Raw genomic sequence first — 12,746 nt, 5'->3', positions numbered from 1 at the left:
TCCAATTAATTATATTTTAAGTTTAACCTATTTATTCTAACCATTTAGAATATTTATTATTTGTAATATAAAATTGAATTTATGAAAAATCTTTTATTTAAGTCATCACTTTTATTGTTAATGTTATTAAACTCGTTAACAATTTTTTCTAACAGTTTAAGTAATATTACTGTAACTAGTACAAGTGACGATGGTAGTTCGGGAACTTTAAGATGGGCTATAAATTCCGCAAATTCAGATCCAACAATAACACAAATTGATTTTACATCTGGATTAACAGGGACTTTGACTTTAACATCAAATTTACCTCAAATTGTTAATGATTTGACAATTATAGGATCTGGCGCAAACCTTTTTACTATTTCTGGCGCAAATTCATATACTATGTTTAGTGTGGCTGCGGGCAAAACCTTAACTATTTCAGATTTGAAATTTATTCAAAATAGTGGTGGAAATGGCACTATTTTTTATGCTAATAGTTCAAATTTTATTGCGTCTGATATTATAGTAACCAATAATAATAATGGTATTGCTTTTTTTTCAGCAAACAATTCCACAATAACTATTACAAATTCAACTATTAATTCCAATTCAAGTTATCAATTGTTCGGAAGTGATTGGGGTTCAACTCCATCAACTACATCTTCTACTTTAACTGATTACACCAATAGAATTACCGTAACCAATTCTTCATTTACAAGTAATACCGGAACTATTTTTAGAACAGAAAGGTATGTAAAATTAGATAATTGTAGTTTTTCAAATAACTCAGGACAAATCGGTAATTTTAGAGGTGTTAATAGATATCAAATATTAAATTCTACTTTTACTAATAACACATCAGGAACATTATTTATTTTTAGTAGTTGGATTGGAATTAATTCTTGGGGAAATAATGCTACTATTTCAGCTAACAACACCTTATTTGATGGTAATACATTTACAAACAATACAGGAACTGTTATAAATCCAGGTGGTAACGCAAACTATAATGCAAAGACTACTATTATAAATAACATTTTCTCAAATAATGGTACTAATTGGTCTGGAAGTCCTGCTGTTATTTCTTCAAATACTTTAGATAATTTTATAACTTCTGTTAGTCACTCTCTTGTAAATAGTATAGTTACTGTTACTATGAATCGAAGTGTTTTCAGTACAAATAATGGAACAGGATCGCTTGACGTTAATGATTTTCAATTTTCTTTATCTGGTGGTAATGCAACTTTAGTATCAACTACTCCTACAAGTATATCATCAGATGGGAATGTTTATACATTGGGTATAAATATTAGCGGAACAACCAATGGTTCGGAACTTCTTACTGTAATTCCAGTAGCTAATTCTATATTTGATTCTAATGGTAATGAGGGTGGTTTAACACAACGAAATAGTGCAAATTATCTATCTTGCATCCAAACAACTAGTTCAAGTTCAATAAAATTATTAAATGGTTCAACATTAGTCACTACTTTATCAGCTCAATCCAATTGGACAATAAGTGGTGGTACAAATCAAGGTTTGTTTTCAATTGCAAATAATAATGTGCTTAATTTTAATAGTGCTGCAAATTATAGTAATAATTCTTCTAATGTCTATCTTGTAAATGTTACTAATGGTTGTGCAACTAGAAACCTAACAGTTACAATTAGTGCTTTATGTGGAACGTGGTTAGAGCGAGGTGGGAACGGCTCATCACAATCTAATCCAGGATCTAGTGCCTATCAAATTAAAAGAGATTATCCAAATTCCGTTGATGGATTGTATTGGATTTCAAATGAAAATATAAATAGTGGTTCCCCTTTCCAAATTTATGCTGACATGACAACCGATGGAGGAGGATGGACATTGATTATGTGCAACAATAATAATTCAGGTTGGGATGGAACCAATGCAATTTTGAGAAACGCAAATAATCCGACTATTAATGGTCAGTATTCTATCATCTCTTATGCTGATTATATTAAAAAGAGTGCTAGTGGGTTTCAATATATGTTAGATGCAACCACTAGAGGAAATTGGGGTGGTATTTGGACAGCTAATCAAGCTTATAGTTTTGTTAATACCTCAAATAATCAAACAGATGTAACATTGAATACCACTTTTGGAAATTGGCAATATAATGATACTGGTATTGAACAAAGATTACCATGGTACTATGCCAATGGACCAGGATTCATTACTACCAGTTCTGAACCAGGAAATCAATGGTGGGGTACTTTAATTGGAACTTACTTTTCTCCAGCTCCTTGGTTAGGTTGTTGTGGAAATTCAGAACCAGGAATTATCTGGTATTGGGTGAGATAAAATAATTATTTCATTATACTTTATCCCTACTGTGAAAGCAGTAGGGATTTTTTATTCTTAAAATAGTAATAATGTAATTCTTTTTTCTTTTAATGTAAATAGGTTTTTAAGTAATAGTACAACCTTTGTTGTCATAAGTTAGGGTTATTCATTTATCACTATTTCATTATAAACAACAATTAAAATAACTTAAAAATGAAAAAATCAATCTATTTATTTATTTATAGCAATGGTATTGCTATTAAACATTTTTCAAACTCGCATTTATGCTTCTGAAAAAGTCCCAATAATTATCGAGAATCCAAAAGAAGTTCCAATTGAAGTTCAGGCAATGTTCAATCGATTGGATGAAATTAAAGCAATGGATAAATCCAATTTGAATTCAGTTCAAAAAAAAGAACTTCGTAAAGAAATTAAAACAATTAAAAGTCAATTAAGAACCACCAATAACGGCGTTTACTTATCTATAGGAGCAATAATAATTATTATTTTATTGCTAATTCTAATTCTTTAACAAGCACTAAGAATTATATAAATTAACTGTTCATTTATGTAACATTTATGAATCCTAAAAGCGCAACATTTGTCTTATAATAAAACTACCGTTTTAATCAGTAAACTATAATATTATGAACAACTTACTTTATGTTTTTGCAGTACTTCTAGTTATATTTTGGGCATTGGGATTCTTTGTTTATAACGCAGGAAACATCATAAATATCTTATTAGTAATTGCCGTAATTGCTATTTTATTAAGGATTATTAACGGAAAAAGTATTTCAAAATAAATTACCAAATTCACATTTAAAAAAAAATCAAATGAAAAATTAAATCAATGACAATCTATAAAAGTAATTTTAGTTTAAAGTCAATTGTTTTGATTCTATCTTCAATTCTATTGATTTTTAATTTGGTCGGGTGTGCTAAGAAAATTCCATTTCAAACCTCTGCACAAGTGCCAGCAGCGAGAGGAAATGTAACTTATTCAAAGGATAAGAACAATAATTATGTTATCAAATTAGAGATTGCCTATTTGGCTGAACCTAATAGATTACAACCATCAAAGGCAGCTTATGTGGTTTGGTTGGAATCGGATCAAAGTTCTAATCCTATTAATTTAGGACAGATTGTAGTATCATCAAAACTTAAAATTAAGTTTGAAACCGTTTCTTCATCAAAACCTAAAAGGATTTTTGTAACAGCAGAAGATGATCCAGCAATTCATTATCCAGGAAGTTATTTGGTTTTATAAACCAATAATTTTTGATAGATATGTTTTTAAAGGCTACATTTTTGTAGCCTTTTTTTTTAAAATAAATATCAAAATTTAATAGTTGCCGTCGTTAATTAGTATATTGTTTTAACCTTACCTCATTAATTTTACATTCAGAATAAACAATACTAATTTAGAAAACTTAGGTTATTGATTTTATTCCTAACAGTTTAGTCGAATTAATATGCTGATTAATACTATTTTGGTAGTAGATAGAGGGGAAGTTTCAAAAAATATATTTGAAGCAAGTAATTATTCAAATTATAATATTCAGAATTATAGCAGCTCTAGTTCAATTGAGGAATTTGAAATAGAAAACTCGGAATTGATATTTGTTTTTGTTTACGAATCATCAGATTTAGTTGATGTAATTCCACTTTATAATAGAAATTTTTCGTTAATTATTATTTATTCTGATCCAACTTTATCATTTGATAATCTAGAATACGCCTATTCAATAAATATTTCAGAAGGACTAAAAAAGACCAAAAAAGAAATTAAATCGATTATTGATTTTATTGAAATCCATAAAGATTAAATCAAAAAAAAAGACAAACTTTTTAGTTTGTCTTTTTTTGTGGGCGATGAGGGGTTCGAACCCCCGACCCCCTCGGTGTAAACGAGGTGCTCTGAACCAGCTGAGCTAATCGCCCTAAATAGGAGTGCAAATATACATTTAGAATTTGTATTTGCAACTATTATTCAATAAAAATTACTTTTTAATGATGTCTTTTAAAACAACTTTATCTGGGTAATTAATAAATTCTAGTGTTATTTGAACATTAGAAGTCGTTTTTCCCTCCACAATATAGATTTTCCCTGATTCATATTTAATATTGCTTTTATCAAAATCCACATCACCATATTTCAAAGTATTTTTGATATCTGCCATGGTTACCCATTTTTCATCTAGCTTTTTAGAAGCTTCAGGAGACAAATTAAATGGTTTAGTGCTAAGATCATTTAAAACTCTAGCATTTGGAAAATAATTACATCGAGTATCCTTACCGCTTAATACCATTGCCACAAAAAAGCAACCAATAATCAATCCGACTAGATAATATGCAAATCGTTGATAAAATTTCATTTTTTATTTTTTTTTGCAAATGTAAGTGAAAGTGAGCTTAAAATACAATTAAATTGATATCACTGTAATTTAAATTAAACCATTCGCCAATAGCCTTATTTGTTAATATTCCATGATAAGTATAAACGCCGTGTTTTAATCCGTTGTTGTATCTAATGGCGCGTTCAATGCCACCATCTTCAGCAATTTGGAGTAGGAAAGGGGTAATTATATTGCTTATTGAAAGAGATGCCGTTTTTGAATATCTAGAAGGAATATTTGGTACACAATAATGAATAACCTCATGATTTATGAAAGTTGGTTTTTCATGAGTTGTCACTTCAGAAGTTTCAAAACAACCTCCAGTATCAATACTTACATCGACAATAACAGAACCTTTTTTCATTAATTCAACCATAGTTTCTGATACAACAACCGGACAACGTTCTTTTCCTCTCATAGCACCAATCGCCACATCACAGCGTCTTAAGGCTTTTAATAACGCTTTTTGCTGAATTGTAGAAGTAAATATGCGTTGGTTTAAATTGTTTTGTAATCTTCGTAATTTGGTAATTGAATTGTCAAATACTTTTACGCTTGCTCCCAATCCTAACGCGCTTTTAGCAGCAAATTCACCAACAGTTCCAGCGCCCAAAATCACTACTTCTGTAGGCGGAACACCTGTAATATTTCCGAATAACAATCCTTTTCCGAATTGGTTGTTTATCATTAATTCTGAAGCGATTAATACCGAAGCAATTCCTGCAATTTCACTTAATGACTTAACAGCTGGGTAAGTGCCATCTTCGTCTTTTATATATTCAAATGCTAATGCGGTTATTTTCTTCTTGGCAAGTGCTTCAAAATAATCTTTGTTTCTAGTTTTTAACTGAATAGCAGAAATCACAATCGTTTCTGGATTAACCAACTCAATTTCTTCTATAGATAAAGGGGATATTTTCAATAACATAGGACAACTGAAAACTTTTTTTGTATCAGCAGTTATTTCTGCACCAGCATCACTAAACTCTTGATCGGTATAACTAGCGCTTAAACCAGCTCCCGATTCTATCATCACTCGGTGACCTTCAGATACCAAGGAATTTACTGCGTCTGGAGTCAAACAAATTCTTCGCTCTTGATAACTTGATTCTTTTGGAATACCTATAAAAAGATCACTTCGCTGCTTAGAAATTTCTAATTTTTCCTCTTGCGGAAGTAATTGCGACTTAGAAAAAGGGGTAATGGCCATTGATTATTTAATTAAAATATAAATTTATAAAAAATTATGTGAAATAATCAATTATCGAAATTATTTATAAATCAATTTTCTAAATCCATTTGGTAAAATCTCAATATTTATTGTAGAACACTTTTCGGGAATCAAGCTTTCTATCTTTTCTGGCCACTCAATAAAACACCAATTTCCAGAATATAAATAGTCGTCAATTCCCATGTCCAAAGCTTCTACTTCAGTTTTTAAACGATAACAATCAAAATGGTAAACTAGTTGATTATCATAGGTTTGATATTCATTAACTAAAGAAAAAGTTGGACTACTTGTATTTCCAATTACTCCTAATTTCTGACTCAAACTTTTTATTAAAGTAGTTTTCCCAACCCCCATATTCCCATTAAATAATAAGACTTTGTTAGGATTTTGAGCTAATATTATTTGTGCAACATTATCAATTTCTTCCAATGAAAAAACAACTTCCATTCTATTTATATTATCAATTATTATTTTGGATTCATTACTAAAAACGGAACAATCATCTCTTCCAATGAAATTCCGCCGTGCTGGTAAGTATTTCTATAATAACTTACATAATGATTGTAATTATTTACATAAGCTAAAAAATAATCATTTTTTGCAAAAATATAGGAGCTACTCATATTTATTGCTGGTAAACCTACTTTTCTAGGGTCTTTAACAGCATAAACATCTTTATCTTCGTAAGACAAACTTCTTCCAGTTTTATATCTCAAGTTCAAACTCGTGTTTTTATCCCCAATTACTTTCGAAGGATTTTTAACATTTATCGTTCCATGGTCTGTTGTAATTATCAATTTGAACCCTAGTTTTTGTGCTTGTTGGATGATTTCTAATAAAGGCGAATTCTTAAACCAACTCAGTGTCAAAGAGCGATACGCTTTGTCATCTGAAGCCAATTCTTTCACTACATCCATTTCGGTTTTCGCATGTGAAAGCATGTCAACAAAATTGTAAACCACCGTTACCAAGTCGTTATTCTTATAGGTTTTGAAATTATCAACTAATTTTTTGCCTGAAGCTAAATTGGTAATTTTAAAGTAATCTTGTTTAATGTTTAATCCTAAACGTTTTAAATGTGCTGTTAAAAAATCAGCTTCATATAAGTTTTTTCCTCCTTCATCAGGATCGTTTTTCCAATATTGTGGAAATTGTTTTTCCATTTCAAGCGGCGTTAATCCTGAGAAAATGGCATTTCTAGCATATTGAGTTGCAGTAGGTAAAATAGCATAATAAGGAACTTCTTTCTCTAATTTATAGTGGTTATTTACCACACTTTCAAAAACTTTCCATTGATCATAACGCAAATTATCAATTACCACAAATAAAATAGGCTTGTCTTTTTTAGTGATTTCAGGAACGACCAATTCACGAAATAAATTGTGTGACAAAACCGGTTTGTCCGCTTTAGGTTCGTACCAATCTTCGTAATTTCGCTCAATAAACTTTCCAAACTGCGAATTTGCTTCCACTTTTTGAGATTCCAATATCTGAATCATACTGTGATCATTGATATCTTCTAATTCTAATTCCCAGAAAATTAATTTTTTATACAATTCAATCCAATCTTCATATGAATTTACCATTGCCATATCCATTGAAATTTTTCTAAATTCCTTCTGGTAATCCATCGTTGTTTTTTGAGATATCAATCTAGAATGGTCTAAATTCTTTTTCAAACTCAATAATATCTGATTCGGATTGACCGGCTTAATCAAATAATCGGCGATTTTCGACCCAATCGCTTCCTCCATTATATATTCTTCCTCACTCTTAGTGATCATAATCATTGGGGTTGCCGACTTTTTTTCCTTCATTTCCGACAAGGTTTCCAATCCGCTCATTCCCGGCATATTTTCATCTAGAAATACAATATCAAAATTGCCTTCCTCAAATATTTCAATAGCATCACGACCATTATTACAACTCGTAACATGGTAATTCTTCATTTCTAAAAATAAAATATGTGGCTTTAACAATTCAATTTCGTCATCAACCCAAAGTATTTTGATCTTATCCATGTCGCTTTTATTAGTTCAATTATCTATTAAAAATAATGCAGCAAATTAACACTTTTTCAACGCTAACTTCTTAAATTTATTGTAATTTTTTGGAGCTATTTCCTGCTTTCCGTTCCACTCCTCGCTAAAAAGCGAGGGAGTTCACTGCAATCAGGGCTAAAATCGTTTCGATTTCTATTTGATGATTATTCATTTTATAGAATTTTGCATTTCATTAATCAAATTTATTTTAGCGCAAACCAATTTTAATCTCTAAATTTGAATTTCCAAAAACTAAATATTTAGCATTATGAAAAACTCAAGAATACTAGTAATCCTTGTTGTAGCAAGTTTAAATTTAATAAGCTGCAATAAAAAAGAAGTTGAATTATCTGATCCATTAGTTACCAATCGTGATACCCTGGTTAATCCTGCCGATGACTTTTTTAAATATGCCAATGGCGGTTGGTTTAAAAAGAATCCAATTCCTTCAACGGAACAAAGCAACGGGATTTTCCGAACAATTGCCGACACAATAAACAATCAAATCAAGCAGATTTGTGAAAAATCAGCTCAAGATGAGTCTGCTGAAAAAGGAAGTAACAAACAAAAAATCGGAGATTTCTATGCTTCTGGAATGGATACAATCGCTATCAATAAAGCCGGAATTTCACCTTTAAAATCGGAGTTTGCTAAAATCGACGCTATTAAAGATGTTCCATCATTAGTAACATCAATCGCACATCTTCACACCATTGGCGCAAGCCCAGCATTTTCATTTTACTTAGGTCAAGATGATAAAATCAGTACTAAATACGCTCTATTTTTAGGTCAAGGTGGTTTAGGACTTGGAAATCGCGATTACTATTTCAACACTGATGAACAAACAGTAAAAATCAGAACGGAATATGTAAAACACCTTCAAGCAATGCTGAAATTAATTGGTCAAAATGAAGCAAGTGCTACCTCAATTATGAAATTGGAAACCGATTTGGCAAAAGCCTCAAGAAAATTAGAAGACCTTCGAGATCCAATAAAAAATTACAACAAAATGACTGTTGCAAGTTTGGGGAAAATAACACCAAATATCAATTGGAATTCAATGTTTCCTGTGCTTGGAGTTGCAAAAGTTGATTCAGTTATTGTTGGCCAACCGGAGTTTTACAATGCTTTAAATACTTTAGTAAAAAGTTATTCTATCGAAGATTGGAAAACATACTTGAAATGGGATTTAGTAAATTCATATGCAGCTTACTTAAATAGCGATATCGAAAAACAAAATTTCAAATTTTATTCAACAGTTATGAATGGTGTTTCTAAGCAAAAACCAAGATGGAAAAGGGTAGTGGGGCAAACAGACAATTATCTTGGGGAGTTAATTGGGCAGGTTTACGTTGCTGAATATTTGCCGAAAGGCTCAAAAGAGAAATTGTTAGAAATTGGTAATAATATTCGAGATGTTTATGCTGATCATATCAAAAAACTCGATTGGATGAGCGAAGCAACAAAAGTAAAAGCGTTAAAAAAGTTGAGTAAAATTGTAATGAAAGTAGGTTATCCAGACAAATGGAAAGACATGAGCTCAATGAAAATTGATAGAAAATCGTATTGTGGTAATGTTATTCAAGCGAATATTTGGAGCTATAAAGACATGATCAATAAATATGGTAAACCTGTAGACAGAACCGAATGGAGCATGAATCCGCAAACCTACAATGCCTATTATAATCCAAGTAATAATGAAATTGTAGTTCCTGCTTGTAATATTATCGTTCCAGGTTTTGAAGGAAGAATGCCTGACGATGCAATTTTATATGGAATAATAGGTGGGTCGACTTTTGGACATGAAATCACACATGGTTTTGATGATCAAGGAAGTCAATATGATGAAAATGGAAATTTGAATAATTGGTGGACACCAGAAGATTTGAAAAAATTCCAAGCCAAAACAAAGTTGATTGTTTCTCAGTTTAATAAATATACTGTTTTAGGCAACAAACACATTAACGGTGAAGCTACACAAGGAGAAAATATTGCGGATTTAGGCGGTGTAGTAATGGGTTATGAGGCTTTCAAGAAAACAGCTCAATTTAAAAATAATCAAAAAATAAGCAATTTATCTCCCGATCAACGTTTTTTCCTTGCTTATGGTTATGCTTGGATGGTAAACACTAAAGATGAGGCCTTGGCATCACAAATTATGACCGATGTTCATGCGCCAGCGCAATTTAGAATTAACGGTCCTTTGAGTAACATTCCTGAATTTTACAAAGCATTCAATGTAAAACCAGGTAATAAAATGTACCAACCAGATTCACTTAGAGTTGTTATTTGGTAAATTTATTTGGAAATTTATGAGACCGTACTTAGTGCGGTCTTTTTTTTGTTAAAATTTCAATTTTAAAAAAGTGATAATTGTTTATATTTGCACAACAAAACCCAATAGAAAGTGAATCAAATCAATAAATTAAAAATATTAAACGATCCTATTTATGGGTTTATTTCTATTCCAAATCCATTTATTTACGATTTAATTCAACATCCTTATTTTCAACGGTTGCGAAGAATTTCCCAAATGGGTTTGTCTTATTTGGTTTATCCTGGGGCGCATCACACTCGTTTTCACCATGCTCTAGGTTGCATGCATATTATGCAAAAAGCCATTGAAGTACTACGTTTTAAAGGAGTTTCTATTTCCGAAGAGGAGGAAAATGCTTTACTTGTAGCCATATTATTGCACGATATTGGTCACGGTCCGTTTTCACACGCAATGGAACATAGCATCGTTGAAGATGTAAATCACGAAGCAATTTCTTTGTTGTTTATGAATAAATTAAACACAGAATTTGAAGGGAAATTAAGCTTAGCTATACAAATATTTAAAGGCGATTATCATAGAAAATTCATGCTTCAATTGATTTCCAGTCAGCTAGATATGGATCGAATGGATTATCTAAAAAGAGATAGTTTTTATTCGGGAGTTGCTGAAGGAAACATCAGTTCTGACCGTTTAATTCAAATGATGACCGTAGTTGACGATCAATTGGTTATAGAAGAAAAAGGAATTTATTCGGTAGAGAAATTCTTAATGGCAAGGAGATTAATGTACTGGCAAGTTTATTTTCATAAAACTAGTTTGGTTGCAGAGTTGATTTTGACTAAAGTTTTAAAAAGAGCTAAAGAATTGACTCAAAAAGGTATTGTTTTAAATTGTAGTGAATCGTTACGTTATTTTATGAATAATAAGATTTCGTTGGCCTCATTTGATAATGAAACTTTGGATAAATTTGCTAATTTGGACGATTTTGACATTATTAGCGCGCTAAAATCTTGGATCAATAACGAAGATTTTATTTTAAGTAATTTGAGTAAAATGATAATTAATAGAGATTTATTGAAGATAAAATTGAACGGTGAAAAATTCTCGAAAGCGGATTTAGAATCACTTCAACAAACTTTTTCAACAGAAAATCAAATATCTATTCAAGATTCAAGTTACTTTATTTTTAAAGGGAAAATAAAAAATCAAGCCTACAGTGTTCAAGCAGAGCCAATTAGAATTCTTAAAAAAGACAATACCGTTGAAGATGTAGTTGAAGCTTCTGATCAACTCAATTTAAAATCAATATCAAAAGAAGTGACAAAATATTATTTATGTTTTCCAAAACAACTGATAAAAAGTTAAATAATAATTACTATTTTTTTATATTTTTGTAATGTTAAAAAAGCCAATAAATATCTAATGATTAAAACAGCTACAAATATTCAGTTCTTTCTAAATAATCTAAACAATTAATTTGATTCAGATGAAATTTACAGCGGAACAAATAGCGGAAATTTTAGAAGGAGAGGTAGTTGGAAATCCAAATGCTGAAGTATCTAAATTATCAAAAATTGAAGAGGGAGCTGAAGGATCATTGACTTTTTTATCCAATAAAAAATACAATAACTACATTTATACTACTAAGGCCACAATTACTATTGTAAATAAAACCTTTGTTCCTGAAGGAGAAATTGCCACTACGCTCATTAAAGTTGAAGATGCCTACCTTTCATTTTCTAAATTATTAGAATTTTACAATCAAGCAAAATCTAATAAGGTTGGTATCGAACAACCCTCTGTAATTTCTGAAAACGTGAAGTATGGTGATAATTTTTATTTAGGTAGTTTTACGTATATCGGAACTAATGTTATATTGGGAGATAATGTAAAAATTTACCCAAATTGTTTTATCGGCGATAATGTTGTGATTGGTAATAATGTTATTATTTTTGCTGGAGTAAAAGTTTTTTCAGAAACAGAAATTGGCAATAATGTAGCTGTACATTCTGGAGCAGTTTTAGGAGGTGATGGTTTTGGGTTTGCACCAAATCAGGATGGAACATATAGTAAAATACCACAAATTGGCAATTTAATTATAGAAGACAACGTAAATATAGGTGCTGGAACCACTATTGATAGAGCTACAATGGGATCAACAATTATTCGAAAAGGAGTAAAGTTGGACAATCAAATTCAAGTAGGTCACAATGTGGAAATTGGTGAAAACACTGTAATTGCAGCCCAAACAGGAATTGCGGGTTCAACAAAAATAGGAAAAAACTGTATGATAGGCGGACAAGTTGGATTTGCAGGACATATAACTGTTGGTAATAACGTGCATATTCAAGGAAAAACAGGAGTTACAAAAAGTGTCAAAGACGGTGAAATCCTTCAAGGAAATCCCGCAATGTCTTATAAAGAATATTATAAATCATATGCTCATTTTAAAAATTTACCTACGATTGTAGATGATTTAGAAAAATTAAAATTAAACAGTAAATAAG

12 protein-coding genes and 1 tRNA gene are annotated in these 12,746 nt (G+C 30.8%); 8 read left to right on the top strand and 5 right to left on the bottom strand.

All coding sequences use genetic code 11. From position 1 onward, the window contains the following. Positions 1–81 precede the first annotated feature (81 nt). The 5 genes from AC9UFV_RS01850 to AC9UFV_RS01830 all read left to right on the top strand — a co-directional run bounded on the left by AC9UFV_RS01850 (position 82) and on the right by AC9UFV_RS01830 (position 4,118). Positions 82–2,307, top strand: a complete 2,226-nt coding sequence (locus AC9UFV_RS01850; RefSeq protein ID WP_509572188.1) for a fibrinogen-like YCDxxxxGGGW domain-containing protein — start codon at positions 82–84, stop codon at positions 2,305–2,307. A gap of 229 nt (positions 2,308–2,536) precedes the next feature. Next, complete coding sequence (locus AC9UFV_RS01845; RefSeq protein ID WP_509572186.1) at positions 2,537–2,821, top strand: hypothetical protein; 285 nt, start codon at positions 2,537–2,539, stop codon at positions 2,819–2,821. Between the two features lie 115 nt (positions 2,822–2,936). After that, entirely contained in the window at positions 2,937–3,095 is a 159-nt protein-coding gene (locus AC9UFV_RS01840) for a lmo0937 family membrane protein (protein ID WP_509572184.1), read from the top strand. A 47-nt stretch (positions 3,096–3,142) separates the two neighbouring features. Next, the gene (locus AC9UFV_RS01835; RefSeq protein WP_509572182.1) at positions 3,143–3,559 is read left to right on the top strand and encodes a hypothetical protein; all 417 of its coding nucleotides are present in this window, start codon (positions 3,143–3,145) and stop codon (positions 3,557–3,559) included. Positions 3,560–3,764: 205 nt separating this feature from the next. Beyond that, positions 3,765–4,118 carry a hypothetical protein gene (locus AC9UFV_RS01830; RefSeq protein ID WP_509572180.1) on the top strand — a complete coding sequence of 118 codons (354 nt, stop codon included), beginning with the start codon at positions 3,765–3,767 and terminating at the stop codon, positions 4,116–4,118. A 40-nt stretch (positions 4,119–4,158) separates the two neighbouring features. On the opposite strand, the gene AC9UFV_RS01825 is transcribed toward AC9UFV_RS01830, so the two are convergent. The 5 genes from AC9UFV_RS01825 to porX all read right to left on the bottom strand — a co-directional run bounded on the left by AC9UFV_RS01825 (position 4,159) and on the right by porX (position 7,940). Further along, positions 4,159–4,233: transfer RNA gene (locus AC9UFV_RS01825), tRNA-Val, on the bottom strand. A gap of 59 nt (positions 4,234–4,292) precedes the next feature. Further along, positions 4,293–4,667 carry a DUF4258 domain-containing protein gene (locus tag AC9UFV_RS01820; protein WP_509572178.1) on the bottom strand — a complete coding sequence of 125 codons (375 nt, stop codon included), beginning with the start codon at positions 4,665–4,667 and terminating at the stop codon, positions 4,293–4,295. Between the two features lie 37 nt (positions 4,668–4,704). Continuing rightward, positions 4,705–5,898, bottom strand: coding sequence for an alanine dehydrogenase (locus tag AC9UFV_RS01815; protein ID WP_509572176.1), 1,194 nt, complete (start codon positions 5,896–5,898; stop codon positions 4,705–4,707). Positions 5,899–5,958: 60 nt separating this feature from the next. Next, a complete protein-coding gene (tsaE, locus tag AC9UFV_RS01810) occupies positions 5,959–6,366 on the bottom strand; it encodes a tRNA (adenosine(37)-N6)-threonylcarbamoyltransferase complex ATPase subunit type 1 TsaE (protein ID WP_509572174.1) in 408 nt (135 codons plus the stop codon). Between the two features lie 20 nt (positions 6,367–6,386). Beyond that, a complete protein-coding gene (gene porX, locus AC9UFV_RS01805; protein ID WP_509572172.1) occupies positions 6,387–7,940 on the bottom strand; it encodes a T9SS response regulator signal transducer PorX in 1,554 nt (517 codons plus the stop codon). Between the two features lie 289 nt (positions 7,941–8,229). On the opposite strand from porX, the gene AC9UFV_RS01800 reads away from it, so the two are divergent. From AC9UFV_RS01800 to lpxD, 3 genes are all read left to right on the top strand, one after another. Beyond that, positions 8,230–10,257, top strand: coding sequence for a M13 family metallopeptidase (locus AC9UFV_RS01800; RefSeq protein ID WP_509572170.1), 2,028 nt, complete (start codon positions 8,230–8,232; stop codon positions 10,255–10,257). 111 nt (positions 10,258–10,368) lie between these two features. After that, on the top strand, positions 10,369–11,604 hold the full coding sequence (locus AC9UFV_RS01795; RefSeq protein WP_509572168.1) for an HD domain-containing protein: 1,236 nt from the start codon (positions 10,369–10,371) through the stop codon (positions 11,602–11,604). A 121-nt stretch (positions 11,605–11,725) separates the two neighbouring features. Continuing rightward, positions 11,726–12,745 carry a UDP-3-O-(3-hydroxymyristoyl)glucosamine N-acyltransferase gene (gene lpxD / locus AC9UFV_RS01790; RefSeq protein ID WP_509572166.1) on the top strand — a complete coding sequence of 340 codons (1,020 nt, stop codon included), beginning with the start codon at positions 11,726–11,728 and terminating at the stop codon, positions 12,743–12,745. Position 12,746 lies beyond the last annotated feature (1 nt).

Origin of the sequence: Flavobacterium sp. (assembly GCF_044349645.1) — a bacterium.
GTDB lineage: Bacteria > Bacteroidota > Bacteroidia > Flavobacteriales > Flavobacteriaceae > Flavobacterium.
Note: the sequence above shows the minus strand (reverse complement) of the source record. Positions and strands in the feature narration are given on the sequence as shown.

Coding starts and splice junctions, on each gene's coding strand:
- AC9UFV_RS01850 (WP_509572188.1), top strand. CDS start 82: ATGAAAAATCTTTTATTTAAGTCATCACTTTTATTGTTAATGTTATTA.
- AC9UFV_RS01845 (WP_509572186.1), top strand. CDS start 2,537: ATGGTATTGCTATTAAACATTTTTCAAACTCGCATTTATGCTTCTGAA.
- AC9UFV_RS01840 (WP_509572184.1), top strand. CDS start 2,937: ATGAACAACTTACTTTATGTTTTTGCAGTACTTCTAGTTATATTTTGG.
- AC9UFV_RS01835 (WP_509572182.1), top strand. CDS start 3,143: ATGACAATCTATAAAAGTAATTTTAGTTTAAAGTCAATTGTTTTGATT.
- AC9UFV_RS01830 (WP_509572180.1), top strand. CDS start 3,765: ATGCTGATTAATACTATTTTGGTAGTAGATAGAGGGGAAGTTTCAAAA.
- AC9UFV_RS01820 (WP_509572178.1), bottom strand. CDS start 4,667: ATGAAATTTTATCAACGATTTGCATATTATCTAGTCGGATTGATTATT.
- AC9UFV_RS01815 (WP_509572176.1), bottom strand. CDS start 5,898: ATGGCCATTACCCCTTTTTCTAAGTCGCAATTACTTCCGCAAGAGGAA.
- tsaE (WP_509572174.1), bottom strand. CDS start 6,366: ATGGAAGTTGTTTTTTCATTGGAAGAAATTGATAATGTTGCACAAATA.
- porX (WP_509572172.1), bottom strand. CDS start 7,940: ATGGATAAGATCAAAATACTTTGGGTTGATGACGAAATTGAATTGTTA.
- AC9UFV_RS01800 (WP_509572170.1), top strand. CDS start 8,230: ATGAAAAACTCAAGAATACTAGTAATCCTTGTTGTAGCAAGTTTAAAT.
- lpxD (WP_509572166.1), top strand. CDS start 11,726: ATGAAATTTACAGCGGAACAAATAGCGGAAATTTTAGAAGGAGAGGTA.